This window comes from Shigella dysenteriae (assembly GCF_022354085.1).
Lineage (GTDB): Bacteria > Pseudomonadota > Gammaproteobacteria > Enterobacterales > Enterobacteriaceae > Escherichia > Escherichia coli.
Window position 1 is genome coordinate 4,492,472 of the sequence record NZ_CP055055.1, and the last position, 24,179, is coordinate 4,516,650.

24 protein-coding genes and 2 pseudogenes are annotated in these 24,179 nt (G+C 54.1%); 16 read left to right on the forward strand and 10 right to left on the reverse strand.

Annotation, left to right across the window (positions count from 1 at the left end; genetic code table 11):
- The gene (ftsY, locus tag HUZ68_RS21520) at positions 1-1,497 is read right to left on the reverse strand and encodes a signal recognition particle-docking protein FtsY (protein ID WP_033815667.1); all 1,497 of its coding nucleotides are present in this window, start codon (positions 1,495-1,497) and stop codon (positions 1-3) included.
- A gap of 149 nt (positions 1,498-1,646) precedes the next feature.
- On the opposite strand from ftsY, the gene rsmD reads away from it, so the two are divergent.
- Positions 1,647-2,243 carry a 16S rRNA (guanine(966)-N(2))-methyltransferase gene (gene rsmD, locus HUZ68_RS21525; RefSeq protein WP_000743193.1) on the forward strand — a complete coding sequence of 199 codons (597 nt, stop codon included), beginning with the start codon at positions 1,647-1,649 and terminating at the stop codon, positions 2,241-2,243.
- A complete protein-coding gene (locus HUZ68_RS21530) occupies positions 2,233-2,502 on the forward strand; it encodes a DUF1145 family protein (RefSeq protein ID WP_001295207.1) in 270 nt (89 codons plus the stop codon). Before rsmD ends, HUZ68_RS21530 begins: the two co-directional genes overlap by 11 nt.
- A 2-nt stretch (positions 2,503-2,504) precedes the next feature.
- Here HUZ68_RS21530 and HUZ68_RS21535 read toward each other — a convergent pair whose 3' ends face one another.
- On the reverse strand, positions 2,505-2,864 hold the full coding sequence (locus HUZ68_RS21535; RefSeq protein ID WP_000042886.1) for a DUF2500 domain-containing protein: 360 nt from the start codon (positions 2,862-2,864) through the stop codon (positions 2,505-2,507).
- 140 nt (positions 2,865-3,004) lie between these two features.
- On the opposite strand from HUZ68_RS21535, the gene HUZ68_RS21540 reads away from it, so the two are divergent.
- Positions 3,005-3,631, forward strand: coding sequence for a lysoplasmalogenase (locus HUZ68_RS21540; protein WP_000964718.1), 627 nt, complete (start codon positions 3,005-3,007; stop codon positions 3,629-3,631).
- A 73-nt stretch (positions 3,632-3,704) separates the two neighbouring features.
- Positions 3,705-5,903: a Zn(II)/Cd(II)/Pb(II) translocating P-type ATPase ZntA gene (gene zntA / locus HUZ68_RS21545; RefSeq protein ID WP_033815666.1), complete on the forward strand. Its 2,199-nt coding sequence runs from the start codon at positions 3,705-3,707 to the stop codon at positions 5,901-5,903.
- A gap of 101 nt (positions 5,904-6,004) precedes the next feature.
- Here zntA and tusA read toward each other — a convergent pair whose 3' ends face one another.
- Complete coding sequence (tusA, locus tag HUZ68_RS21550) at positions 6,005-6,250, reverse strand: sulfurtransferase TusA (protein ID WP_000130621.1); 246 nt, start codon at positions 6,248-6,250, stop codon at positions 6,005-6,007.
- 220 nt (positions 6,251-6,470) lie between these two features.
- Here tusA and HUZ68_RS21555 point away from each other — a divergent pair, with 220 nt between their 5' ends.
- Together HUZ68_RS21555 and dcrB are read left to right on the forward strand one after the other, a co-directional pair.
- On the forward strand, positions 6,471-7,136 hold the full coding sequence (locus tag HUZ68_RS21555) for a 7-cyano-7-deazaguanine/7-aminomethyl-7-deazaguanine transporter (RefSeq protein ID WP_001100467.1): 666 nt from the start codon (positions 6,471-6,473) through the stop codon (positions 7,134-7,136).
- Positions 7,137-7,208: 72 nt separating this feature from the next.
- Positions 7,209-7,766 carry a phage sensitivity protein DcrB gene (gene dcrB, locus HUZ68_RS21560; RefSeq protein WP_001245295.1) on the forward strand — a complete coding sequence of 186 codons (558 nt, stop codon included), beginning with the start codon at positions 7,209-7,211 and terminating at the stop codon, positions 7,764-7,766.
- A gap of 3 nt (positions 7,767-7,769) precedes the next feature.
- Here dcrB and HUZ68_RS21565 read toward each other — a convergent pair whose 3' ends face one another.
- Positions 7,770-8,987 carry an MFS transporter gene (locus tag HUZ68_RS21565; protein ID WP_001309018.1) on the reverse strand — a complete coding sequence of 406 codons (1,218 nt, stop codon included), beginning with the start codon at positions 8,985-8,987 and terminating at the stop codon, positions 7,770-7,772.
- A 131-nt stretch (positions 8,988-9,118) separates the two neighbouring features.
- Here HUZ68_RS21565 and HUZ68_RS21570 point away from each other — a divergent pair, with 131 nt between their 5' ends.
- From HUZ68_RS21570 to nikR, 8 genes are all read left to right on the forward strand, one after another.
- Entirely contained in the window at positions 9,119-10,168 is a 1,050-nt protein-coding gene (locus HUZ68_RS21570) for an AI-2E family transporter (RefSeq protein ID WP_001298713.1), read from the forward strand.
- Between the two features lie 54 nt (positions 10,169-10,222).
- Positions 10,223-10,810: a 4'-phosphopantetheinyl transferase AcpT gene (gene acpT, locus HUZ68_RS21575; RefSeq protein ID WP_000285784.1), complete on the forward strand. Its 588-nt coding sequence runs from the start codon at positions 10,223-10,225 to the stop codon at positions 10,808-10,810.
- A 110-nt stretch (positions 10,811-10,920) separates the two neighbouring features.
- Positions 10,921-12,495, forward strand: coding sequence for a nickel ABC transporter substrate-binding protein (gene nikA / locus HUZ68_RS21580; RefSeq protein ID WP_000953356.1), 1,575 nt, complete (start codon positions 10,921-10,923; stop codon positions 12,493-12,495).
- Positions 12,495-13,439, forward strand: a complete 945-nt coding sequence (nikB, locus tag HUZ68_RS21585) for a nickel ABC transporter permease subunit NikB (RefSeq protein ID WP_000947068.1) — start codon at positions 12,495-12,497, stop codon at positions 13,437-13,439. Before nikA ends, nikB begins: the two co-directional genes overlap by 1 nt.
- Positions 13,436-14,269: a nickel ABC transporter permease subunit NikC gene (nikC, locus tag HUZ68_RS21590; RefSeq protein ID WP_001008963.1), complete on the forward strand. Its 834-nt coding sequence runs from the start codon at positions 13,436-13,438 to the stop codon at positions 14,267-14,269. Before nikB ends, nikC begins: the two co-directional genes overlap by 4 nt.
- Entirely contained in the window at positions 14,269-15,033 is a 765-nt protein-coding gene (gene nikD / locus HUZ68_RS21595; protein ID WP_001136236.1) for a nickel import ATP-binding protein NikD, read from the forward strand. Before nikC ends, nikD begins: the two co-directional genes overlap by 1 nt.
- Complete coding sequence (gene nikE, locus HUZ68_RS21600; protein ID WP_000173666.1) at positions 15,030-15,836, forward strand: nickel import ATP-binding protein NikE; 807 nt, start codon at positions 15,030-15,032, stop codon at positions 15,834-15,836. Before nikD ends, nikE begins: the two co-directional genes overlap by 4 nt.
- A 5-nt stretch (positions 15,837-15,841) precedes the next feature.
- A complete protein-coding gene (nikR, locus tag HUZ68_RS21605; RefSeq protein ID WP_001190062.1) occupies positions 15,842-16,243 on the forward strand; it encodes a nickel-responsive transcriptional regulator NikR in 402 nt (133 codons plus the stop codon).
- A gap of 119 nt (positions 16,244-16,362) precedes the next feature.
- On the opposite strand, the gene HUZ68_RS21610 is transcribed toward nikR, so the two are convergent.
- From HUZ68_RS21610 to yhiY, 6 genes and pseudogenes are all read right to left on the reverse strand, one after another.
- Entirely contained in the window at positions 16,363-16,722 is a 360-nt protein-coding gene (locus HUZ68_RS21610; RefSeq protein WP_000593555.1) for a type II toxin-antitoxin system HicB family antitoxin, read from the reverse strand.
- Positions 16,719-16,993 (reverse strand): annotated as a pseudogene (locus tag HUZ68_RS21615) (type II toxin-antitoxin system HicA family toxin). Before HUZ68_RS21615 ends, HUZ68_RS21610 begins: the two are co-directional and overlap by 4 nt.
- Positions 16,994-17,065: 72 nt before the next feature.
- Complete coding sequence (locus tag HUZ68_RS21620; RefSeq protein ID WP_053289165.1) at positions 17,066-18,190, reverse strand: ABC transporter permease; 1,125 nt, start codon at positions 18,188-18,190, stop codon at positions 17,066-17,068.
- Positions 18,190-20,925: a ribosome-associated ATPase/putative transporter RbbA gene (gene rbbA, locus HUZ68_RS21625; protein WP_028132003.1), complete on the reverse strand. Its 2,736-nt coding sequence runs from the start codon at positions 20,923-20,925 to the stop codon at positions 18,190-18,192. The genes HUZ68_RS21620 and rbbA overlap by 1 nt, the downstream gene beginning before the upstream one ends.
- Positions 20,922-21,989 (reverse strand): HlyD family secretion protein, encoded by a 1,068-nt coding sequence (locus tag HUZ68_RS21630; RefSeq protein ID WP_000361485.1) that lies wholly within the window; start codon positions 21,987-21,989, stop codon positions 20,922-20,924. Before HUZ68_RS21630 ends, rbbA begins: the two co-directional genes overlap by 4 nt.
- A 62-nt stretch (positions 21,990-22,051) precedes the next feature.
- The gene (gene yhiY, locus HUZ68_RS21635; RefSeq protein ID WP_001296785.1) at positions 22,052-22,165 is read right to left on the reverse strand and encodes a protein YhiY; all 114 of its coding nucleotides are present in this window, start codon (positions 22,163-22,165) and stop codon (positions 22,052-22,054) included.
- Between the two features lie 241 nt (positions 22,166-22,406).
- Here yhiY and HUZ68_RS21640 point away from each other — a divergent pair.
- Together HUZ68_RS21640 and HUZ68_RS21645 are read left to right on the forward strand one after the other, a co-directional pair.
- Positions 22,407-23,104, forward strand: a protein-coding gene (locus HUZ68_RS21640; protein ID WP_095033700.1) for an IS1-like element IS1B family transposase whose coding sequence is annotated in 2 segments (ribosomal slippage) — positions 22,407-22,656 and positions 22,656-23,104 — 699 coding nt in all. Because the reading frame shifts where the segments join, the coding sequence is not laid out codon by codon here.
- A gap of 15 nt (positions 23,105-23,119) precedes the next feature.
- A pseudogene (locus HUZ68_RS21645) lies at positions 23,120-23,905 on the forward strand (DUF2776 family protein); the annotation flags it as partial.
- Positions 23,906-24,179 lie beyond the last annotated feature (274 nt).

The window sequence follows — 24,179 nt, forward strand, 5'->3', positions numbered from 1 at the left end:
TTAATCCTCTCGGGCAAAAAGTGCCTCTATAAAGTCGTCCGCCTTAAACGGACGCAAATCCTCAATACGTTCGCCGACACCAATGTAGCGGATAGGGATACCAAACTGGTCAGCCACCGAGAAAATTACCCCGCCTTTCGCCGTGCCGTCCAGTTTCGTTAGCGTGATGCCGGTTAAGCCAACGGCTTCGTGGAACAGTTTGGCCTGGCTTACCGCGTTCTGCCCGGTGCTGGCATCGATAGTCAGCATAACTTCATGCGGCGCTTCAACGTCGAGTTTCTTCATCACGCGGACGATTTTCTTCAACTCTTCCATCAGGTGCGATTTGTTCTGCAGGCGTCCGGCGGTATCGGCAATCAAGACGTCGATATTACGCGCTTTAGCTGCCTGAATGGCGTCGAAGATAACAGAGGCGGAATCCGCACCGGTATGCTGGGCAATAACCGGAATATTGTTGCGCTGACCCCAGACCTGAAGCTGTTCAACCGCTGCTGCACGGAAAGTATCGCCCGCCGCCAGCATCACCGATTTACCCTGCTGCTCAAACTGACGCGCCAGCTTACCAATCGTCGTGGTTTTACCCACACCGTTGACGCCCACCATCAGGATCACGAACGGCGTTTTACCTTCAACATTCAGCGGCTCATCGACTTTCGCCAGAATCTCGCCCATCTCTTCTTTCAGCAGGCCATAGAGCGCCTCGGCATCACGAAGCTGCTTGCGGGATGCGCCTTCCGTCAGATTGGTGATAATTTTACGTGTGGTTTCCACACCCACATCGGCGATCAAAAGCTGCTCTTCCAGCTCCTCAAACAGATCATCGTCGATTTTTTTACCGCGGAACAGGCTGATAAATCCGGAACCGAGATTTTCTTTGGTTTTTAACAGGCTGCGTTTCAGGCGCGCGAAAAAACCTTCTTTGGTCGGTTTTTCCTGCTCCTGAGCGATTTCTTCCACCGGCTGCTCTTCTTCTGCCGGAGGAACCACCATCACCGCCTCTTCTGCCGCTTCGGCAGCCAGCGCCTGTGTTTCCAGCTCTTCGTCGGTAATTTCTTCTTTAGCCGCTTCTTCTTCCGCCGCTTCGACAATCTCTACGGTTTCCGCTTCAGCCTGCCACTCTTCTGGCGAAACCTCTTCGGCGTTGACGTCTTCCGGCAACGGCAGCTCTTCACGTTCGATAGCCACTGGCTCCGGCGTTTCTTCTACGACCGGTTCCGGCTGTGCAACGACTTCCGCTTCAGGCTGCGCTTTTTCACTTTCAGCAACCTGTTCAGTGACTTCCACAACTTCGGCAGCAAAAGTTTCCGCCTCGGCTTCAGTATGCGCCTGCGGCTGCTCTTCAACGGCTTGTTCAGAAGCCTTCACAGGCTCTTGCGCCTGAACGATTTCTTCTACAACCGGTTGTTCATTCTGAACTTCTGTCTCTTTTTCCGGGGTCTGCTCTTTTTGACCAAAGCCCAGCCAGGAAAAAAAGCCACGTTTTTTTTCTTTCGCCATTTGCGACTACACTCCTCGCTGTTGCTTCATGGCACAGCGTTAACGCTATGTACATAGCAGCTAAAAAAATGATGAAATAGTCTATCACTTAACTTAATTCACATCACCGCCTGCAAGTATGTGTTATCTGGCGGATTGAGCAATTTATCATGAAAAAACCGAATCATTCCGGCAGCGGCCAAATCCGCATTATTGGCGGGCAGTGGCGAGGCCGTAAACTCCCGGTTCCTGATAGCCCAGGTCTGCGCCCCACCACCGACCGCGTACGCGAAACGTTATTTAACTGGCTGGCTCCGGTCATTGTTGACGCCCAATGTCTGGATTGCTTCGCCGGAAGCGGCGCGCTGGGGCTGGAAGCGTTATCACGCTACGCTGCGGGGGCCACGTTGATTGAGATGGATCGTGCAGTTTCTCAGCAGTTAATTAAGAATCTGGCGACACTAAAAGCAGGCAATGCACGCGTGGTGAACAGCAACGCGATGTCATTCCTGGCGCAAAAAGGCACACCGCATAATATCGTGTTTGTCGATCCACCGTTCCGCCGTGGCTTGTTAGAAGAGACGATAAATTTACTGGAAGATAACGGCTGGCTGGCTGACGAAGCCCTGATTTATGTCGAAAGCGAAGTCGAAAACGGTCTGCCCACTGTTCCGGCAAACTGGTCATTGCATCGGGAAAAAGTGGCGGGTCAGGTGGCTTATCGGCTGTATCAACGCGAAGCACAAGGAGAAAGTGATGCTGATTAATATTGGACGTTTGTTAATGCTCTGCGTTTGGGGATTTTTAATCCTCAACCTGGTGCATCCCTTCCCGCGCCCGCTGAATATTTTCGTTAACGTGGCGCTGATTTTTACCGTGCTGATGCATGGTATGCAGCTGGCGCTATTGAAATCCACTTTACCGAAAGATGGCCCGCAGATGACCACCGCCGAAAAGGTGCGGATTTTCCTTTTCGGCGTGTTTGAACTGCTGGTCTGGCAGAAGAAATTTAAAGTTAAAAAATAACCTTATTGTTCGCCAACAAAGCTAACAAAGCGCGTTCCTTTATAGCTCAGCGTACCTTTATCGCCCACTGTCAGGGCGTGGTACTGCTGGGCGTCGAGGCGAAACGTCTGCTCCATTCCTCCGCTTTGCGGTTTGAAGCTTGCCTCATAGCGCATACTGGTGCCTGCCGGAGTCACTTCCTGCTGACGCGAACGGCGATCGTTAATCGGTTTTTCCCGCTTGTTGCTCACCACCACCAGCTTTTGCTGGAGCGGTGCCATATCATTATCAGCTTTTTCCCGTCGCTGTTGCATAAAACGAAACGATGCGGCGACGATGATTAAGCCAATGATAACAATAAAGAAAAGAGGTGGTTTGCTCATCTTTATCCCTCATCGGAAAATGCGGAATTAAGCATACCCTGCCAGTTATGGTGTTGTCATCCGTCCACCCTCGCCACTAAACTGGAAGCAAGACCGTAGGCATTCCGCCTACGAAAAAATAACGAATTCAAGGAACTAAGATGCTTTGGTCGTTTATCGCTGTCTGTCTTTCCGCATGGCTATCTGTGGATGCATCGTATCGTGGGCCAACCTGGCAACGCTGGGTGTTTAAACCGTTAACCCTTCTTCTCCTGTTGTTACTGGCCTGGCAAGCGCCGATGTTCGACGCCATTAGCTATCTGGTGCTGGCGGGGCTGTGCGCCTCACTGCTGGGCGATGCGCTAACCCTGTTGCCACGTCAACGTCTGATGTACGCCATCGGCGCGTTTTTCCTCTCGCACCTGCTGTACACCATCTATTTCGCCAGTCAGATGACGCTCTCTTTCTTCTGGCCTCTGCCACTGGTGTTGCTGGTTCTGGGCGCGCTGTTACTGGCGATTATCTGGACGCGGCTGGAAGAGTATCGTTGGCCCATCTGCACGTTTATCGGCATGACGCTGGTGATGGTGTGGCTGGCAGGTGAACTGTGGTTCTTCCGTCCGACCGCTCCGGCACTCTCTGCGTTTGTCGGCGCTTCATTGCTGTTTATCAGTAACTTTGTCTGGCTGGGTAGCCACTATCGCCGACGCTTCCGTGCGGATAACGCGATTGCTGCGGCCTGCTACTTTGCCGGTCACTTCCTCATCGTCCGCTCGCTGTATCTCTGATAAAACTTGACTCTGGAGTCGACTCCAGAGTGTATCCTTCGGTTAATGAGAAAAAACTTAACCGGAGGATGCCATGTCGACTCCTGACAATCACGGCAAGAAAGCCCCTCAATTTGCTGCGTTCAAACCGCTAACCACGGTACAGAACGCCAACGACTGTTGCTGCGACGGCGCATGTTCCAGCACGCCAACTCTCTCTGAAAACGTCTCCGGCACCCGCTATAGCTGGAAAGTCAGCGGCATGGACTGCGCCGCCTGTGCGCGCAAGGTAGAAAATGCCGTGCGCCAGCTTGCAGGCGTGAATCAGGTGCAGGTACTGTTCGCCACCGAAAAACTGGTGGTCGATGCCGACAATGACATCCGTGCACAAGTTGAATCTGCGGTGCAAAAAGCGGGCTATTCCCTGCGCGATGAACAGTCCGCCGAAGAACCGCAAGCATCACGCCTGAAAGAGAATTTGTCGCTGATTACGCTAATCGTGATGATGGTAATCAGCTGGGGTCTGGAGCAGTTCAATCATCCGTTCGGGCAACTGGCGTTTATCGCGACCACGCTGGTTGGGCTGTACCCGATTGCTCGTCAGGCATTACGGCTGATCAAATCAGGCAGTTACTTCGCCATTGAAACCTTAATGAGCGTAGCTGCTATTGGTGCGCTGTTTATTGGCGCAACGGCTGAAGCTGCGATGGTGTTGCTGCTGTTTTTGATTGGTGAACGACTGGAAGGCTGGGCCGCCAGCCGCGCGCGTCAGGGCGTTAGCGCGTTAATGGCGCTGAAACCAGAAACCGCCACGCACCTGCGTAACGGTGAGCGGGAAGAGGTGGCGATTAACAGCCTGCGCCCTGGAGATGTGATTGAAGTCGCCGCAGGTGGACGTTTGCCTGCCGACGGTAAACTGCTCTCACCGTTTGCCAGTTTTGATGAAAGCGCCCTGACCGGCGAATCCATTCCGGTGGAGCGCGCAACGGGCGATAAAGTTCCTGCAGGAGCCACCAGCGTAGACCGTCTGGTAACGCTGGAAGTGCTGTCAGAACCGGGTGCCAGCGCCATTGACCGGATTCTGAAACTGATCGAAGAAGCCGAAGAGCGCCGTGCGCCCATTGAGCGGTTTATCGACCGTTTCAGCCGTATTTATACGCCAGCGATTATGGCCGTCGCCCTGCTGGTAACGCTGGTGCCGCCGCTGCTGTTTGCCGCAAGCTGGCAGGAGTGGATTTATAAAGGGCTGACGCTGCTGCTGATTGGCTGCCCGTGTGCGTTAGTTATCTCCACGCCCGCGGCGATTACCTCCGGGCTGGCAGCAGCGGCACGTCGTGGGGCGTTAATTAAAGGCGGTGCGGCGCTGGAGCAGCTAGGTCGTGTTACCCAGGTGGCGTTTGATAAAACCGGTACGCTGACCGTCGGTAAACCGCGCGTTACCGCGATTCATCCGGCAACGGGTATTAGTGAATCTGAACTGCTGACACTGGCGGCGGCGGTCGAGCAAGGCGCGACGCATCCACTGGCGCAGGCCATCGTGCGCGAAGCACAGGTTGCTGCACTCGCCATTCCCGCCGCCGAATCACAGCGGGCGCTGGTCGGGTCTGGCATTGAAGCGCAGGTTAACGGTGAGCGCGTATTGATTTGCGCTGCCGGGAAACATCCCGCTGATGCATTTGCTGGTTTAATTAACGAACTGGAAAGCGCCGGGCAAACGGTAGTGCTGGTAGTACGTAACGATGACGTGCTTGGTGTCATTGCGTTACAGGATACCCTGCGCGCCGATGCTGCAACTGCCATCAGTGAACTGAACGCGCTGGGCGTCAAAGGGGTGATCCTCACCGGCGATAATCCACGCGCAGCGGCGGCAATTGCCGGGGAGCTGGGGCTGGAGTTTAAAGCGGGCCTGTTGCCGGAAGATAAAGTCAAAGCGGTGACCGAGCTGAATCAACATGCGCCGCTGGCGATGGTCGGTGACGGTATTAACGACGCGCCAGCGATGAAAGCTGCCGCCATCGGGATTGCAATGGGCAGCGGCACAGACGTGGCGCTGGAAACCGCCGACGCAGCATTAACCCATAACCACCTGCGCGGTCTGGTGCAAATGATTGAACTGGCACGCGCCACTCACGCCAATATCCGCCAGAACATCACTATTGCGCTGGGGCTGAAAGGGATCTTCCTCGTCACCACGCTGTTAGGAATGACCGGACTATGGCTGGCGGTGCTGGCAGATACGGGTGCGACGGTGCTGGTGACAGCGAATGCGTTAAGATTGTTGCGCAGGAGATAAGGCAAACCGATCGCAACATTGAGCGCGATCGGTCCCCTCTCTCCTCTGGGGAGAGGGTTAGGGTGAGGGGAAAAGGCGGCATCGAAGCCAATCTGCCCCCATCAACCGCCTTTACGAATCAAATAACGATAAGGCAGTCCATCCGTCTCTTTAGCAACCAGTTCGTGTTCCATAAAGGTACAAAACCCAGGAATATCGCGGGTCGTCGCCGGATCGTCAGCAATAATCAGCAACGTTTCACCTGGCTGCATATTGCGCACTGTTTTGCGCACCATCATTACTGGTTCCGGGCAGCGCAGGCCAAGTGCGTCGAGTGTGTGGTCAGGGCTGGAAAAGAGATCGGTCATTTTCTTCTCATCACATAAAAAAACGGCGCTAGTTTACGCCCTGTGAGTCCGTAAGCAAACCAGGTTAACGATTGCGTGAAAATTAACCATTGCATTGTCAACGTAAAGCAGTATCATGCGGCGGCTCGAAAAAAGGGTAAGCACGTTATTATGTTAAGGTAACAGACGTGTCGTACGTATTGGGTTCCCTCACCCCAATGGTTAATCAAAAAGGTACAATATGAACGTTTTCTCGCAAACTCAACGCTATAAGGCGTTGTTCTGGTTATCGTTATTTCATCTGCTGGTGATCACCTCCAGTAACTATCTGGTTCAGCTTCCCGTCTCCATTTTTGGTTTCCATACCACCTGGGGCGCGTTTAGCTTCCCGTTTATTTTCCTTGCTACCGACCTGACCGTGCGTATTTTTGGCGCACCGCTGGCCCGTCGTATCATCTTTGCGGTGATGATCCCGGCGTTGCTGATCTCCTACGTCATCTCGTCGCTATTCTATATGGGTTCCTGGCAGGGATTCGGCGCACTCGCCCACTTCAACCTGTTTGTCGCCCGTATCGCCACCGCCAGTTTCATGGCCTACGCGCTGGGGCAGATCCTCGACGTGCACGTTTTTAACCGCCTGCGTCAGAGTCGCCGCTGGTGGCTGGCACCGACAGCGTCCACACTGTTCGGTAACGTCAGCGACACGCTGGCCTTTTTCTTCATTGCCTTCTGGCGTAGCCCGGATGCCTTTATGGCTGAACACTGGATGGAAATCGCGCTGGTCGATTACTGTTTCAAAGTGTTAATCAGTATCGTTTTCTTCCTGCCAATGTATGGCGTATTACTCAATATGCTGTTGAAAAGACTGGCAGATAAATCCGAAATCAACGCTTTGCAGGCGAGTTAAAGGTTCGTTATCAGAGTTGTGATAAGATGGATGAATGAGCCGTTATGGCCGTTTATCGAAAGGAAGAAGTCAATGCGCAATCTGGTTAAATATGTCGGAATTGGCCTGCTGGTTATGGGGCTTGCGGCCTGTGATGATAAAGACACTAACGCTACGGCGCAGGGTTCGGTCGCGGAAAGTAACGCTACCGGGAATCCCGTCAACCTGCTTGATGGCAAGTTAAGTTTCTCGCTGCCAGCGGATATGACCGACCAGAGCGGTAAGCTGGGAACGCAGGCCAATAACATGCATGTCTGGTCCGACGCCACCGGGCAGAAAGCAGTCATCGTCATCATGGGCGATGATCCGAAAGAAGATCTGGCGGTGCTGGCGAAGCGTCTGGAAGATCAGCAACGTAGCCGCGATCCGCAGCTGCAAGTGGTAACCAATAAAGCCATTGAGCTGAAAGGTCACAAAATGCAGCAGTTAGACAGTATTATCTCCGCGAAAGGCCAGACGGCGTACTCTTCCGTTATTCTGGGTAACGTGGGTAATCAACTGCTGACCATGCAAATTACGCTGCCCGCTGACGATCAGCAAAAAGCGCAGACCACCGCAGAAAACATCATTAATACGCTGGTTATTCAGTAAGTTTTAAGATGATGAGGCGGCCTCAGGGACGTGTTCCGGAGGCCGTTTTTTTAATCGCCACGTCAGTAATAACGCGATTGCGACCAGTCCCGCCGCCGCCAGATAAATCACCGGTACGCCCGCCCAGCTCATCACCAGCCCAGCCAGTGGTCCAGTCACGCCAAGCGATAAATCCATAAATACGGTGTAAGTTGCCAGCGCCGCCCCCTGATTTTGCTGCGGAACCGCTTTTACCGCCACTACACCCAATGCCGGGAACACCAGCGAAAACCCTGCCCCCGCCAGTAAGACGCCGATTTTCGCCATCCACGGCATAGTCGCCACGCCAACCAGTAGCAGGCCGATTATCTCAACGCTAAAGCAAATCATCGCTACGTTTAAGCCGCCGATACGGTTAATGCCGTTAGGGAATAACAAACGCGTACCGACAAACGCACAGCTAAACAGCGTCAGCGCGAAAGCCGCACCGTCCCAACCTTTAGCGTCATAAAACAGCGTGATAAAGGTGGCGATGACGCCAAATCCGGCGGAAGCCAGTGCCAGTGCCATACCGTACAGCCAGACGCGCCCAAGCACCGCGCGAAACGGCAGCGGTTTGCCTTTACTGGCTTTTACCGTCGGACGCGGGATCGCCAACAAAATGGCCACCAGCGCCACGCCCATAATGATTAACGCTAACGCCTGCAAGCCGCCCCAGTGATAAAACACGACGCCTAACGGCGCACCCATCGCCATCGCCCCGTAAGTGACAATGCCGTTCCACGAAATCACTCGCCCGATATGCAGCGAGCCAACCACGCCAACGCCCCACAGGGTCGATCCCGTTCCGGCAAAACTTTGCCCAATCCCAAGGATCACGCGTCCCAGGCAAAGTAATAACAGGCTGATGACGGGCAGACTGGCGGTTAATCCTGCCGTCAGATATCCCAGACCGCTCAAAAAGCAGCCGCATAAACCGAAGACGACAATCTTTTTGGGGCCCAGCAAATCGGCGTAACGTCCGGCATGAGGACGGCTCAGCAAGGTGGCGAAATATTGCAGGCTGATAACCAATCCTGCCCAGAAAGCGCTAAAGCCCATCACATCATGGACATAGCCCGGTAATACAGCGAGCGGCAACCCGATGGTGAGGTAGCTGGCGAAGTTAAACATGACAATGGAGACAATGCGCAAATTCAGACGCAATCCGTTTAGCGCGGGTTCGGCTACGGGTTCGGGCATGAGGATCACCACATTTTTACAACAGTGTTTCATTTTTACCACGTGCTGACGTGAAAATCAGCAGTAAGAATCAGAATATTGCTGGCGTGACTCCCGCTACACTTAATACAAAAAGTCACAAGGAAGCCCCAATGGAAACCCCTCAACCCGATAAAACGGGCATGCACATTCTGCTCAAGCTGGCCTCGCTGGTAGTGATCCTCGCGGGCATTCACGCAGCGGCAGATATCATTGTGCAGCTGTTACTGGCGCTGTTTTTTGCCATCGTCCTCAACCCGCTCGTCACCTGGTTTATTCGTCGGGGAGTACAACGCCCCATTGCCATTACGATTGTGGTGGTGGTGATGCTGATCGCACTAACTGCGCTGGTCGGCGTACTGGCGGCATCGTTTAACGAATTTATCTCTATGCTGCCGAAGTTTAATAAGGAGCTGACGCGCAAACTTTTTAAATTGCAGGAGATGTTGCCTTTTCTTAATTTGCATATGTCGCCGGAGCGAATGCTGCAGCGGATGGACTCGGAAAAAGTGGTTACCTTCACCACAGCGCTAATGACCGGGCTTTCCGGGGCAATGGCGAGCGTGCTTTTGCTGGTGATGACCGTAGTTTTTATGCTGTTTGAAGTGCGCCACGTCCCTTACAAAATGCGTTTTGCGCTGAATAATCCACAGATTCACATCGCGGGATTACACCGCGCACTTAAAGGCGTTTCGCACTATCTTGCATTGAAGACGCTACTCAGTTTATGGACAGGTGTCATCGTCTGGCTGGGGCTGGAGCTGATGGGGGTACAGTTTGCGCTGATGTGGGCAGTACTGGCGTTTTTGCTTAACTACGTGCCCAATATCGGCGCGGTAATTTCCGCCGTACCGCCAATGATTCAGGTGCTGCTGTTTAATGGTATTTACGAATGTATTCTGGTCGGCGCATTGTTTTTAGTTGTCCATATGGTCATCGGCAATATTTTAGAGCCACGGATGATGGGCCATCGCCTGGGGATGTCCACCATGGTGGTATTTCTTTCATTGTTAATTTGGGGATGGCTGCTCGGCCCGGTAGGGATGCTACTTTCGGTGCCATTAACCAGTGTGTGTAAAATCTGGATGGAAACCACCAAAGGCGGTAGCAAACTGGCGATTTTACTGGGGCCAGGCAGACCGAAAAGTCGGTTACCGGGATGAGGCGACAAGTGATACGATACGCACTTTCATTTTCCATTAAACGTTGGCCCTGATATGTATCGGATAGTTCTGGGGAAAGTTTCGACCTTAAGCGCAGCTCCACTGCCACCGGGTTTACGCGAGCAAGCACCGCAAGGTCCACGACGCGAACGCTGGCTGGCGGGGCGTGCATTGCTTTCGCACACGCTTTCCCCGCTACCGGAGATCATCTATGGCGAACAAGGCAAACCTGCATTTGCGCCGGAAACGCCGCTATGGTTCAACTTAAGCCATAGCGGTGACGATATCGCCCTGCTGTTGAGTGATGAAGGCGAAGTCGGCTGCGATATCGAAGTGATTCGCCCGCGCGCCAACTGGCGCTGGCTGGCGAACGCCGTATTCAGCCTCGGGGAACACGCTGAGATGGACGCCGTGCATCCTGATCAGCAACTGGAAATGTTCTGGCGCATCTGGACGCGCAAAGAAGCCATCGTTAAACAGCGTGGCGGCAGCGCCTGGCAAATCGTCAGCGTAGACAGCACCTATCACTCCTCGCTGTCAGTCAGCCATTGTCAGCTTGAAAATTTAAGCCTGGCGATCTGCACCCCTACTCCCTTTACGCTCACCGCCGACAGTGTGCAATGGATCGATTCAGTTAACTGATCCGCCCACCCGACTGCCCATCTATTGATCCAGAACAGGTAATCAGTATGACGAATACTTAAAATCGTCATACTTATTTCCGCCATCTATTTTAATCCATTGGGGTTACCATGCTCTCCACACTCCGCCGCACTCTATTTGCGCTGCTGGCTTGTGCGTCTTTTATCGTCCATGCCGCTGCACCAGATGAAATCACCACCGCCTGGCCGGTGAATGTCGGGCCACTAAACCCGCACCTTTACACGCCTAACCAGATGTTCGCCCAGAGCATGGTTTATGAACCATTGGTGAAATATCAGGCAGACGGTTCGGTGATCCCGTGGCTGGCAAAAAGCTGGACTCATTCAGAAGATGGTAAAACCTGGACCTTCACCCTGCGTGATGACGTGAAATTCTCCAACGGTGAACCGTTCGATGCCGAGGCGGCGGCAGAAAACTTCCGCGCAGTGCTCGATAACCGTCAACGTCACGCCTGGCTGGAGCTGGCAAACCAGATTGTTGATGTTAAAGCACTCAGTAAAACAGAGCTGCAAATTACCCTGAAAAGCGCCTACTATCCTTTCCTGCAAGAACTGGCCCTGCCCCGTCCTTTCCGTTTTATCGCTCCCTCGCAGTTTAAAAACCATGAAACCATGAACGGAATTAAAGCGCCGATTGGCACCGGACCATGGATTTTGCAGGAATCGAAACTGAATCAGTACGATGTCTTCGTCCGTAACGAAAACTACTGGGGCGAAAAGCCAGCGATTAAAAAGATCACCTTTAACGTCATCCCGGACCCGACTACCCGCGCGGTGGCGTTTGAAACTGGCGATATCGACCTGCTGTACGGAAACGAAGGGTTATTACCGCTCGATACCTTCGCCCGCTTTAGCCAGAATCCGGCTTACCACACCCAACTGTCACAGCCGATCGAAACCGTGATGCTGGCGCTCAATACCGCCAAAGCCCCCACCAACGAGCTGGCAGTACGTGAAGCTCTTAATTACGCGGTAAACAAAAAATCGCTGATTGATAACGCGTTATATGGCACCCAGCAGGTCGCCGACACCCTGTTTGCCCCTTCTGTGCCTTACGCTAATCTCGGCCTGAAACCGCGCCAGTACGATCCGCAGAAAGCGAAAGAGTTGCTGGAAAAAGCCGGTTGGACGCTGCCTGCGGGCAAAGACATCCGCGAGAAAAATGGTCAGCCGCTGCGCATTGAACTGTCGTTCATCGGCACCGATGCGTTAAGCAAATCGATGGCGGAAATCATTCAGGCTGATATGCGCCAGATTGGCGCAGATGTCTCGCTGATTGGCGAAGAAGAGAGCAGTATCTATGCTCGTCAGCGCGACGGTCGTTTTGGCATGATTTTCCACCGCACCTGGGGCGCGCCATACGATCCACACGCCTTCCTGAGTTCAATGCGCGTACCGTCGCACGCTGACTTCCAGGCACAGCAAGGATTAGCCGACAAGCCGCTGATTGATAAAGAGATCGGCGAAGTGCTGGCGACCCATGACGAAACGCAACGTCAGGCGCTGTATCGCGACATTCTGACCCGTCTGCATGACGAGGCGGTTTATCTGCCTATCAGCTACATCTCGATGATGGTGGTATCAAAACCGGAGCTGGGTAACATCCCCTACGCGCCGATCGCCACCGAAATTCCGTTCGAACAGATTAAACCGGTGAAACCTTAATGTTGCGTTACGTATTACGCCGCTTTCTGCTGCTGATCCCGATGGTGCTCGCCGCCTCGGTGATCATTTTTCTGATGCTGCGCCTCGGTACCGGCGACCCGGCGCTCGATTATTTGCGTCTGTCTAACCTGCCGCCGACGCCGGAGATGCTGGCCTCTACCCGCACCATGCTGGGACTGGATCAGCCGCTGTACGTCCAGTACGGCACCTGGTTGTGGAAGGCGCTGCATCTTGACTTTGGTATCTCATTCGCCAGCCAACGCCCGGTACTGGACGATATGCTGAACTTCCTGCCCGCCACGCTGGAACTTGCAGGTGCGGCGCTGGTATTAATTCTGCTCACTTCCGTACCGCTCGGTATCTGGGCGGCGCGCCACCGCGACCGTCTGCCGGATTTCGCCGTACGTTTCATCGCGTTTCTTGGCGTGTCGATGCCTAACTTCTGGCTGGCGTTTTTACTGGTGATGGCGTTTTCGGTGTATCTGCAATGGCTACCCGCGATGGGTTACGGCGGCTGGCAGCACATCATTTTGCCTGCGGTTTCCATTGCCTTTATGTCGCTGGCGATTAACGCGCGTTTACTGCGCGCCAGTATGCTGGACGTCGCCGGTCAGCGTCACGTCACCTGGGCGCGTCTGCGCGGCCTGAACGACAAACAGACCGAACGTCGCCACATCCTGCGCAATGCCTCGCTGCCGATGATCACCGCCGTGGGGATGCACATCGGCGAACTGATCGGCGGGACGATGATTATCGAAAACATCTTTGCCTGGCCGGGCGTCGGGCGCTATGCGGTGTCGGCGATTTTTAACCGTGACTATCCGGTGATCCAGTGCTTTACGCTGATGATGGTGGTGGTTTTTGTGGTCTGTAATTTGATTGTCGATTTGCTCAACGCCGCGCTGGACCCGCGCATTCGTCGTCATGAAGGAGCGCACGCGTGAACTTTTTCCTCTCTTCCCGCTGGTCGGTACGCCTGGCGCTGATCATTATCGCCCTGCTGGCGCTGATTGCGCTTACCAGCCAGTGGTGGCTGCCGTATGACCCTCAGGCTATTGATCTGCCGTCGCGCCTGCTTTCGCCGGATGCGCAGCACTGGCTGGGCACCGATCACTTAGGGCGTGATATTTTCTCGCGGCTGATGGCGGCGACCCGCGTGTCGCTCGGTTCGGTAATGGCCTGCCTGCTGCTGGTGCTGACATTAGGGCTGGTGATTGGCGGCAGCGCCGGACTGATTGGCGGACGCGTTGATCAGGCCACCATGCGCGTCGCCGATATGTTTATGACCTTCCCGACCTCGATTCTGTCGTTCTTTATGGTTGGCGTGCTCGGCACCGGGCTGACCAACGTAATTATCGCCATCGCCCTGTCGCACTGGGCGTGGTATGCACGCATGGTGCGCAGCCTGGTGATTTCACTACGCCAACGCGAGTTTGTGCTGGCGTCACGGCTTTCCGGTGCGGGCCATGTGCGGGTGTTTGTCGATCATCTGGCAGGCGCGGTGATCCCTTCGCTGCTGGTGCTGGCAACGCTGGATATCGGCCATATGATGCTGCACGTCGCGGGGATGTCTTTCCTTGGCCTCGGTGTGACCGCGCCGACCGCCGAATGGGGCGTGATGATTAACGACGCGCGCCAGTATATCTGGACCCAGCCGCTGCAAATGTTCTGGCCGGGGCTGGCGCTGTTTATCAGCGTGATGGCCTTTAACCTGGTGGGTGACGCACTGCGCGATCATCTGGATCCTCATCTGGTGACGGAGCACGCACACTAATGCCGCAACAGATTGAACTACGTAATATCGCGCTACAGGCCGCGCAGCCGCTGGTACACGGTGTATCGTTAACCCTGCAACGCGGGCGCGTGCTGGCGTTAGTCGGCGGTAGCGGCAGCGGGAAATCATTAACCTGCGCCGCGACGCTGGGCATTTTGCCCGCTGGCGTTCGCCAGACGGCGGGGGAAATTTTAGCCGATGGCAAACCGGTTTCGCCTTGCGCCCTGCGCGGCATCAAAATTGCCACCATCATGCAGAACCCGCGCAGCGCCTTTAATCCACTGCACACCATGCACACCCACGCGCGGGAAACCTGCCTGGCGTTAGGGAAACCCGCCGATGACGCTACGCTTACCGCTGCCATAGAAGCGGTGGGGCTGGAAAACGCCGCGCGCGTGCTGAAGCTGTACCCGTTCGAGATGAGCGGCGGCATGTTGCAGCGCATGATGATTGCGATGGCGGTGCTGTGTGAATCACCGTTTATCATCGCCGATGAACCGACCACCGACCTCGACGTGGTAGCACAGGCGCGCATCCTCGATCTGCTGGAAAGCATTATGCAAAAACAAGCGCCGGGAATGCTGCTGGTCACCCATGATATGGGCGTTGTGGCGCGTCTGGCGGATGACGTGGCGGTGATGTCACAAGGTAAAATTGTCGAACAGGGCGATGTAGAAACGCTGTTTAACGCCCCCAAACATACGGTGACGCGCAGCCTGGTTTCCGCTCATCTCGCCCTCTACGGTATGGAGCTGGCATCATGACCTTACTTAACGTCTGCGGCCTTTCCCATCACTATGCCCACGGTGGATTTAGCGGAAAACATCAACATCAGGCGGTGCTGAATAACGTTTCCCTGACCCTGAAAAGCGGCGAAACCGTCGCCCTGCTGGGACGCAGCGGCTGCGGAAAAAGCACCCTCGCGCGGCTGCTGGTAGGCTTAGAGTCTCCCTCACAAGGGAATATTAGCTGGCGCGGCGAACCGCTGGCGAAACTCAATCGCGCCCAGCGTAAAGCGTTCCGCCGCGATATTCAGATGGTATTTCAGGACTCCATCAGCGCCGTGAATCCGCGCAAAACCGTGCGCGAGATCCTGCGTGAACCGATGCGCCACCTGCTATCACTGAAAAAATCCGAACAACTGGCGCGCGCCAGCGAAATGCTGAAGGCGGTCGATCTCGATGACAGCGTTCTCGACAAACGCCCACCGCAGTTAAGCGGCGGCCAGCTCCAGCGCGTCTGCCTGGCTCGCGCGCTGGCGGTCGAACCGAAACTACTGATTCTGGATGAAGCCGTTTCTAACCTTGATCTCGTGTTACAGGCGGGCGTCATTCGCCTGCTGAAAAAGCTACAACAACAGTTTGGCACCGCCTGCCTGTTCATCACCCACGACTTACGCCTGGTGGAACGCTTCTGTCAGCGGGTGATGGTGATGGACAACGGACAAATCGTCGAAACCCAGGTGGTGGGAGATAAATTAACCTTTTCCTCTGACGCCGGACGTGTGCTACAAAACGCGGTATTACCCGCATTCCCCGTGCGCCGTCGCACCACAGAAAAGGTTTAACGCAAATGCAACGAGTCACCATCACGCTTGATGACGATTTACTGGAGACGCTGGACAGCCTGAGCCAGCGTCGTGGTTATAACAACCGTTCCGAAGCTATCCGCGATATTCTGCGTAGCGCCCTGGCCCAGGAGGCCACTCAGCAGCACGGCACGCAAGGTTTCGCGGTGCTCTCCTATGTGTATGAACACGAAAAACGCGACTTAGCCAGCCGCATTGTCTCCACCCAGCACCATCACCACGATCTCTCCGTCGCCACGCTGCATGTGCATATCAATCACGACGACTGTCTGGAAATCGCCGTGCTGAAAGGTGATATGGGCGACGTGCAGCATTTTGCCGATGACGTTATCGCCCAGCGCGGCGTGCGGCACGGGCATTTGCAGTGCTTGCCGAAGGAAGATTGAGTTATTTCTGAAACGAGGAAAGAAAAGATATTAACTGAACTTAATTTATAAAATTAAGTTCAGTTGCATAGATAGATCCTGTAAAGGCAGATATTCTGCGTAATGTACGCCGCTAAAATTTATAAATGATTCAAACGCTCATTCAGTGTTTCAATAATATAGGTATTAACAGAGACTTGTTGCTGCGCAGCCGCATTATTAAGGCGTTCACTCAGCGATTCTGGATAGCGTAACGTAAAGGTCTTAATCTTTTCTGTACGCGCATACGGCTCAATACCCGCAGCTTTACAATCCTCAAGATACTCTCGCAGGGAAAGTTCCCCTTCTTTTTGCAGCCCCTGAATGCTGTCAGAGACAAAATCACAATAACCTGACAAGCCCAGGAATTTGCCACGAAATGCATTCAGTTCTGGCACGTAAGTGATAACTGCAGGTTGCCCGGCAATCTCCATAGAGTTTGGCGTCTTCAGTTTGATCATGGTTTTACCCCTATACTTAGTAACCAGTCACGCACGCTTTCTACAGCGCCTTTATCGGTATCTGGCGACGGATGAGGCCGATGGAAACACGCAACGCTCATATTTAGTATGAACTTACAGCGCCCCCCCTACCTTCCTTAATTTCTCCGCCTAACGCTTTAACCAGAGATTCTATATCAGACCACTTGATCCCTTGAGGAACAGGAGTTTTAAATATTTGATCCAATGTATTTTTTTGTTTCTTCCGTAAAGCCTGTACCTTGGTTCTCATGGCATGTCCTTATGACTTCACTTTATGACATCAATAGTATGACATCACATTATGAAGTCAAGTTTCCCTTCCTTACGCCATTGTCCCAATCGTCTTCCTGAATCGCAGCAGTGCAATGGTGAAAAACGCGCCGCCAATTGCCATCAGCGTCAGGAACTGCGGCCAGACGATTTCGAATCCGGCACCCCGGTAGAGGATGGCCTGCGCGAGGCTAACAAAGTGTGTCGTCGGCATGGTCAGCATAATGTCCTGCACCATCTGCGGCATACTTTCGCGCGGCGTGGCTCCACCGGAAAGCATTTGCAGCGGCAGCAGCACCAGAATCACCAGCAGCCCCAGTTGCGGCATTGAACGCGCTATCGTCCCCATAAAAATGCCGATTGACGTGGTGGCAAACAGACTGAGCGCCACGCCCAGCATAAACAGCGGGATCGAGCCTTCAATCGGTACACCCAGCACGCCTTTCACCATCAGCACCAGTGATAATCCCGACACCACCAGCACCACCAGCCCCATCGACCAGACCTTTGCCATCATGATCTCAAACGGCGTTATCGGCATCACCAACAAGTGTTCCACCGTGCCGTGTTCACGCTCGCGGATCAGCGCCGATCCGGTCAATACAATCGCCAGCATGGTAATGTTGTTGATGATTGCCATCACCCCGCCAAACCACGCGGGATCAAGGTTCGGGTTAAAGCGCATCCGGGTTTCCAGCGATACCAACGGTTCGCTGTTATCACGGTAGCGCGCGACAAAGCTGTTCACTTCACCGTTGATAATATTCTGGATATACCCATTGCCGGTAAATGCCTGGCTCATGCGCGTGGCATCGACGTTCACCTGAATATCCGGCTGGCGTCCGGCGAGGACATCACGCTGAAAATTAGGCGGAATATTTATCGCGAAGGTATAGCGTCCGGCGTCCAGTCCGGCATCCATCTCATCGGCGGTGATCATCTCCGGTGGCAAAAACCACGGGCGATAGAAGCTGTTAACGATCCGGTTCGATAACTGCGATTGATCCATATCGGCAATAGCGATCGGCGCGAGGTTCAACGATCCAGGCGTAACGGTCGCTGACGAATACACCGACACCGTAAACGAGAAGACAATCAGCGTCAGCATCGCTTTATCACCGAGCAGACTGCGCAACTCTTTGATACCCAGATTAAAAATATTGCGTAAATGGCGCATCATCCCTCCTGTTTTTTCAGCAGCAGGATACTTAAGCCCATCACCAGCGGGATGGCTATCAGCAACGGGATAAAAAGTTGCCACAAATCAGTCAGATCCAGCGCCTTCGAGAACGTCCCGCGGGCGATAGTCAGAAAATGACTGGTCGGGTAAACCTCGCCGATCCAACGTCCAGGCCCTTCCAGCGAAGCTACCGGATCGATCATCCCGGAAAACTGTGTCGCCGGGATCAATGTGATAATCGCCGTTCCGAAAATGGCGGCAATCTGGCTTTTCATAAAGGTGGAGATCAGCAGCCCCATTCCGGTGGCAATGATGATATACAGCAGCGCCGCCAGGGTGAGCGTCAGGAAACTGCCTTTATGCGGTACGCCAAACACAAACACCGACAGGCCGCAGAGCAGGAAAAAGTTCAGCATCCCCAGCGCGATGTACGGCAGCTGTTTGCCAAGCAAAAATTCGCTACGGGTGGTGGGGGTCACGTAAAGGTTGATAATCGACCCTAGCTCTTTTTCCCGCACCACGCTAAGGGCGCTTAGCATTGACGGGATCATCATCAGCAGAAGCGGGATCACCGCCGGAACAATCGCTGGCAGGCTTTTTACGTCCGGGTTATAGCGATAACGCGTCTCAATGTTCATCAGCCCGCTTTGGCTGGCGGGTGTCGATTGTCGGCTCGCCACATCCTGAAGCCAACTCTGGTGCATTGCCTGCACGTAACCTTTTACCGTTTCGGCACGACTGGGCATCGCTCCGTCGATCCAGACGCCGAGTTCCACAGGCGTACCACGCGCGATATCGCGCCCGAAATTGGGCGGGATCTCAATCGCCACCGTGATATCGCCCGCACGCATCCGACGATCAAGCTCGTCATAACTGGTGAGCGGCGGCTGTTCGATAAAGTAACGGGAACCGGAGAGATTGAGCGTCCACGCCTGGCTACTGACGGTCTGGTCGCGGTCGAGCACAGCAAAGCGCAGGTTTTCCACATCCATACTGATGCCGTAACCCATTATCAGCATCAGGATCACCGTTCCCATCAGCGCCAGCGTCGAACGTACTGGATCGCGTCGCAGTTCCAGCGCTTCGCGGCGGCTGTAGCTAAACAGACGGCGCAGGCTAAATCCCTGACGCGGCGCGTGGGTGGTGTCGTGTACCACGGGCGGCGCTTCGGCTTCGTTGCTCTGCCCTGCCGCTTCCTGCAAATAGGCGATAAATGCCTCTTCCAGACTGGCGGCTCCGCGTTTCTCAACCAGTTCCTGCGGTGTACCGCTGGCAAGCACTTTTCCGGCGTGCATCAGTGAGATGCGGTCGCAACGTTCCGCTTCGTTCATAAAGTGGGTGGAGATAAAAATGGTTACTTTGTCCTGGCGCGAGAGATCGACCATCAACTGCCAGAACATATCCCTCGCCACCGGATCGACGCCAGAAGTAGGTTCATCGAGGATTAACATCTCCGGGCGATGAATCACCGCCACCGCCAGCGAAAGCCGCTGGCGAATGCCGAGCGGCAATGACTCCGGCAGAACATCTTCAACGTCGTTGAGCTTAAAACGCTCGCTCATTTCAGCCACTCGCGCGGGAATTTCCGCTTCCGGGATGTGAAACAAACGGGCATGTAACTCAAGGTTTTGCCGCACGGTGAGTTCGTTATAGAGCGAAAACGCCTGCGACATATAGCCCACCCGACGGCGGGTATCGATATCTTTTGGATCAACCGGTTGCCCAAACAGCCACGCCTCACCTTCGCTGGCGGGCAGCAGTCCGGTGAGCATTTTCATGGTGGTGGATTTACCGCAGCCGTTCGATCCAAGAAAACCAAAAATCTCCCCGCGTGGAATGCGGAAATTGACGTGATCAACGGCAACGAAGGAACCAAAACGCATGGTCAGATCGCGCGCTTCGATGGCAATCTCTGCATTTTCAGGTTGATACGGTGGGATCACTACCGCCTGATGCGCCTGGCGTTGCGCTTGCGGTAACAGATTTATAAACGCCTCTTCCAGCGTGGCGCTTTGCGTTTGCTGCCGCAGCTCTTCGGCGCTGCCAGTTGCCAGCACTTCTCCGGCATTCATCGCTACCAGCCAGTCGAAGCGTTCGGCCTCTTCCATATAGGCGGTGGCGACCAGCACGCTCATATTGCTCTGCCGCTGGCGAATACTGTCGATCAGATCCCAGAACTGGGCGCGGGAGAGCGGGTCAACCCCCGTTGTTGGCTCATCAAGGATCAACAGTTCCGGGTCGTGGATTAACGCGCAGCACAGCCCCAGTTTTTGCTTCATCCCGCCGGAGAGTTTACCTGCCGGACGATCGCGAAACGGTGCTAACCCGGTGCTGGTCAGCAGCTCATTAATTCGGACTTCCCGCTCCGCTTTATCGTGACCGAACAAGCGAGCGAAAAAATCGACATTTTCATACACCGATAAGGTGTGGTAGAGATTTTTGCCCAGCCCCTGCGGCATCCAGGCGATGCGCGGGCAGACGTCGCGGCGATGCTTCGGGTCGCGCATATCGCCGCCCAGCACCATCACATTGCCCTGTTCAATGACGCGGGCACCGGAAATCAACGACAACAAGCTCGACTTCCCGACGCCGTCCGGGCCAATCAGCCCGACCATGCAACGGGCCGGAATATCGAGTGTGATATTGTTCAGCGCAACGGTTTTTCCATAATGCTGGCTCACGCCCGCCAGTTGCGCGACAGGCGGGACGGGAACCAGTTCCAGATGCGTCATTGCGGCAACCTCACCACGAGGTCGTCAGGCCACGGAAGTTCTTCATTCACCCGCACCCACGCTACGCCCGGTAAACCGGTTTTGACATATTCCAGATGCTGCTGGAGTAATTCCGGTGGGATACGCGCTTTGACGCGGAACATCAGTTTCAGCCGTTCATCGCTGGTTTCGACGGTTTTTGGCGTGAACTGGGCGACACTGGCGACAAAACTGATGGTTGCAGGAATACGCAGATCTGGCGCGGCATCGAGGATCAGCCGGGCTTCACCGCCCAGTTTCAGCGTGCCCGCCTGTTCGGTTGGCAGGAAGAAAGTCATATAGACGTCGCTGAGATCGACCATATTCAGCACCCGACCGCCTGCCGCCAGCACTTCGCCTGGCTCGGCAACCCGATACTGCACGCGTCCGTCACGCGGGGCTTTCAGTTCGCTGTCATCGATATCTGCGGCAATGCGCCGTTCAGTGGCTTGTGCGGCTTCGACGCGAGTTTGCGCCTGAATGATATTGGTGCGTGCCGCTTCTATAGCGGCTTTAGAAGCCGAAACCTGAGCTTTTGCCGATTCCAGCGCAGCTCGGGCGCTCTCAGCGGCGGCGCGGTCGTCATCCAACTGTTGCGCAGAAATAGCCCCACGATGGGCGAGCGAGCGGGAACGGGTATGACGTTTGGCTACGGAGTCCAGTTCAGCTTGCCGTTGATTAACCAGCGACTGAGCGGCGCGAGTTTCACTTTGGCGTTGCTCCAGCAAAGCCTGCGCGGCAGCAACGGCGCTTTGTGCTTCTTTGATTTGCGCGATGGCTTCCAGTCGCTGTTCCTGCAACACGCGAGTATCCATCTTCGCCAGCACTTCACCTTCTCGAACAAACTGGCCTTCTTTCACCAGAATGGTGTCAATACGCCCGGCAATTTTGCTGGCGATATCCACTTCCGTCGCTTCAATGCGCCCATTGCTGACAGCAAAGCCTTCCGGCACACCTGCCGGGCGCAACAGCCACCACGCCACGATAGCCGCCACCGCCAGTAACCCGACAACCCACCACGCCAGATGGCGCTTACTCTTATCCATAATCGACCCGCCATAATCCCTGTAAGCAAACGACGCGTGTTACAACTGCCGCCGAACGACGTTCAGCGGATTCTTCCATCCGGGATAAGAAGGAAACGGCAAATACGACCAGCGCGCAGAGCATTGAGCGCCAACGGGGAAGGCTTAGTGAAAACGGGTAGTAATGTTGTCATCATCAGCATTCCTGGCCGTAAATGAAACACGCATACTCATAAGTGTGATCTATAAAACTGGCTGACAAAACGGTATCCATCCTGTTGGATAGCGTTTCACGCCTGTTCAGTTGCAGGAACAGAGCATTCCTTTTTACGTTTTATCAACAGTCTCAACCAGATAGTAACATTAATATTCATGTTGTCTATGGTGATGCTGCCAACTTACTGATTTAGTGTATGATGGTGTTTTTGAGGTGCTCCAGTGGCTTCTGTTTCTATCAGCTGTCCCTCCTGTTCAGCTACTGACGGGGTGGTGCGTAACGGCAAAAGCACCGCCGGACATCAGCGCTATCTCTGCTCTCACTGCCGTAAAACATGGCAACTGCAGTTCACTTACACCGCTTCTCAACCCGGTACGCACCAGAAAATCATTGATATGGCCATGAATGGCGTTGGATGCCGGGCAACCGCCCGCATTATGGGCGTTGGCCTCAACACGATTTTCCGCCATTTAAAAAACTCAGGCCGCAGTCGGTAACCTCGCGCATACAGCCGGGCAGTGACGTCATCGTCTGCGCGGAAATGGACGAACAGTGGGGATACGTCGGGGCTAAATCGCGCCAGCGCTGGCTGTTTTACGCGTATGACAGGCTCCGGAAGACGGTTGTTGCGCACGTATTCGGTGAACGCACTATGGCGACGCTGGGGCGTCTTATGAGCCTGCTGTCACCCTTTGACGTGGTGATATGGATGACGGATGGCTGGCCGCTGTATGAATCCCGCCTGAAGGGAAAGCTGCACGTAATCAGCAAGCGATATACGCAGCGAATTGAGCGGCATAACCTGAATCTGAGGCAGCACCTGGCACGGCTGGGACGGAAGTCGCTGTCGTTCTCAAAATCGGTGGAGCTGCATGACAAAGTCATCGGGCATTATCTGAACATAAAACACTATCAATAAGTTGGAGTCATTACCTGGGGTTGGGCACTGTTAGCAGGCAATGATGTGATGGCAGACGAGTTTGTCGCCGGCCATGTTATTTTCGGCGTTGGTATGATTGCCGCCTGTGTATCGACGGTGGCAGCGTCATCCGGTCACTTTCTGCTCATTCCCAAAAATGCAGCGGGGAGCAAGAGCGATGGAACGCCGGTACAGGCTTATTCTTCATTAATCGGTAATTGCCTCATTGCCGTTCCCGTTTTACTCACCCTGCTCGGTTTCATTTGGTCTATTACGCTGTTACGTAGTGCTGACATAACTCCGCATTATGTCGCGGGTCACGTATTGCTTGGGTTAACCGCAATCTGTGCCTGTCTAATTGGCCTTGTTGCCACAATTGTCCATCAAACACGTAATACGTTTTCAACTAAAGAACACTGGCTGTGGTGTTATTGGGTTATTTTTCTCGGCTCAATCACGGTACTGCAGGGGATATACGTCTTAGTCAGTTCCGATGCAAGCGCCCGACTGGCTCCCGGCATTATTCTTATTTGCCTCGGAATGATCTGTTACAGCATATTCTCAAAAGTCTGGCTACTGGCACTGGTATGGAGACGTACCTGTTCGTTAGCCAACAGAATACCGATGATTCCCGTCTTCACCTGCCTGTTTTGCCTTTTCCTGGCATCGTTTCTTGCGGAAATGGCGCAGACCGACATGGGATATTTTATTCCTTCGCGGGTTTTGGTCGGTTTAGGAGCGGTATGCTTTACGTTGTTCTCAATCGTTTCAATATTAGAAGCAGGTTCTGCTAAAAAATAATTGCAACGTACCGGATAAAACCAGCGTTGACCATTTGCGTAACGCTGGTTTTTCTTAGGCATCATGAAATAACGCAGCATTAATGCATAGTGGTTAAGGATAAAAAAACAACAAAGTTACTGTTTTTTTCAACCTGTTCATATTTTATAAAGATCTGGCCACTGGGTGAGTTTTCAATCACCTTTCCTTCCACCTTATATTAAGCCTGGAGGGTTTCAGTTCACGGGCTCATTAGAAAATAATCACAAGATAGCCACTATCAAAATTAGCTCAT

Excerpts from the sequence above, each read along its gene's own strand:
- nikD (WP_001136236.1), top strand. The coding sequence starts at position 14,269 with ATGCCGCAACAGATTGAACTACGTAATATCGCGCTACAGGCCGCGCAG.
- tusA (WP_000130621.1), bottom strand. The coding sequence starts at position 6,250 with ATGACCGATCTCTTTTCCAGCCCTGACCACACACTCGACGCACTTGGC.
- HUZ68_RS21535 (WP_000042886.1), bottom strand. The coding sequence starts at position 2,864 with ATGAGCAAACCACCTCTTTTCTTTATTGTTATCATTGGCTTAATCATC.
- HUZ68_RS21610 (WP_000593555.1), bottom strand. The coding sequence starts at position 16,722 with ATGATCAAACTGAAGACGCCAAACTCTATGGAGATTGCCGGGCAACCT.
- nikB (WP_000947068.1), top strand. The coding sequence starts at position 12,495 with ATGTTGCGTTACGTATTACGCCGCTTTCTGCTGCTGATCCCGATGGTG.
- rbbA (WP_028132003.1), bottom strand. The coding sequence starts at position 20,925 with ATGACGCATCTGGAACTGGTTCCCGTCCCGCCTGTCGCGCAACTGGCG.
- rsmD (WP_000743193.1), top strand. The coding sequence starts at position 1,647 with ATGAAAAAACCGAATCATTCCGGCAGCGGCCAAATCCGCATTATTGGC.
- HUZ68_RS21630 (WP_000361485.1), bottom strand. The coding sequence starts at position 21,989 with ATGGATAAGAGTAAGCGCCATCTGGCGTGGTGGGTTGTCGGGTTACTG.
- nikA (WP_000953356.1), top strand. The coding sequence starts at position 10,921 with ATGCTCTCCACACTCCGCCGCACTCTATTTGCGCTGCTGGCTTGTGCG.
- ftsY (WP_033815667.1), bottom strand. The coding sequence starts at position 1,497 with ATGGCGAAAGAAAAAAAACGTGGCTTTTTTTCCTGGCTGGGCTTTGGT.
- HUZ68_RS21555 (WP_001100467.1), top strand. The coding sequence starts at position 6,471 with ATGAACGTTTTCTCGCAAACTCAACGCTATAAGGCGTTGTTCTGGTTA.
- HUZ68_RS21570 (WP_001298713.1), top strand. The coding sequence starts at position 9,119 with ATGGAAACCCCTCAACCCGATAAAACGGGCATGCACATTCTGCTCAAG.
- nikR (WP_001190062.1), top strand. The coding sequence starts at position 15,842 with ATGCAACGAGTCACCATCACGCTTGATGACGATTTACTGGAGACGCTG.
- acpT (WP_000285784.1), top strand. The coding sequence starts at position 10,223 with ATGTATCGGATAGTTCTGGGGAAAGTTTCGACCTTAAGCGCAGCTCCA.
- HUZ68_RS21530 (WP_001295207.1), top strand. The coding sequence starts at position 2,233 with ATGCTGATTAATATTGGACGTTTGTTAATGCTCTGCGTTTGGGGATTT.
- zntA (WP_033815666.1), top strand. The coding sequence starts at position 3,705 with ATGTCGACTCCTGACAATCACGGCAAGAAAGCCCCTCAATTTGCTGCG.
- HUZ68_RS21540 (WP_000964718.1), top strand. The coding sequence starts at position 3,005 with ATGCTTTGGTCGTTTATCGCTGTCTGTCTTTCCGCATGGCTATCTGTG.
- dcrB (WP_001245295.1), top strand. The coding sequence starts at position 7,209 with ATGCGCAATCTGGTTAAATATGTCGGAATTGGCCTGCTGGTTATGGGG.
- HUZ68_RS21565 (WP_001309018.1), bottom strand. The coding sequence starts at position 8,987 with ATGCCCGAACCCGTAGCCGAACCCGCGCTAAACGGATTGCGTCTGAAT.
- nikE (WP_000173666.1), top strand. The coding sequence starts at position 15,030 with ATGACCTTACTTAACGTCTGCGGCCTTTCCCATCACTATGCCCACGGT.
- yhiY (WP_001296785.1), bottom strand. The coding sequence starts at position 22,165 with ATGATGACAACATTACTACCCGTTTTCACTAAGCCTTCCCCGTTGGCG.
- HUZ68_RS21620 (WP_053289165.1), bottom strand. The coding sequence starts at position 18,190 with ATGCGCCATTTACGCAATATTTTTAATCTGGGTATCAAAGAGTTGCGC.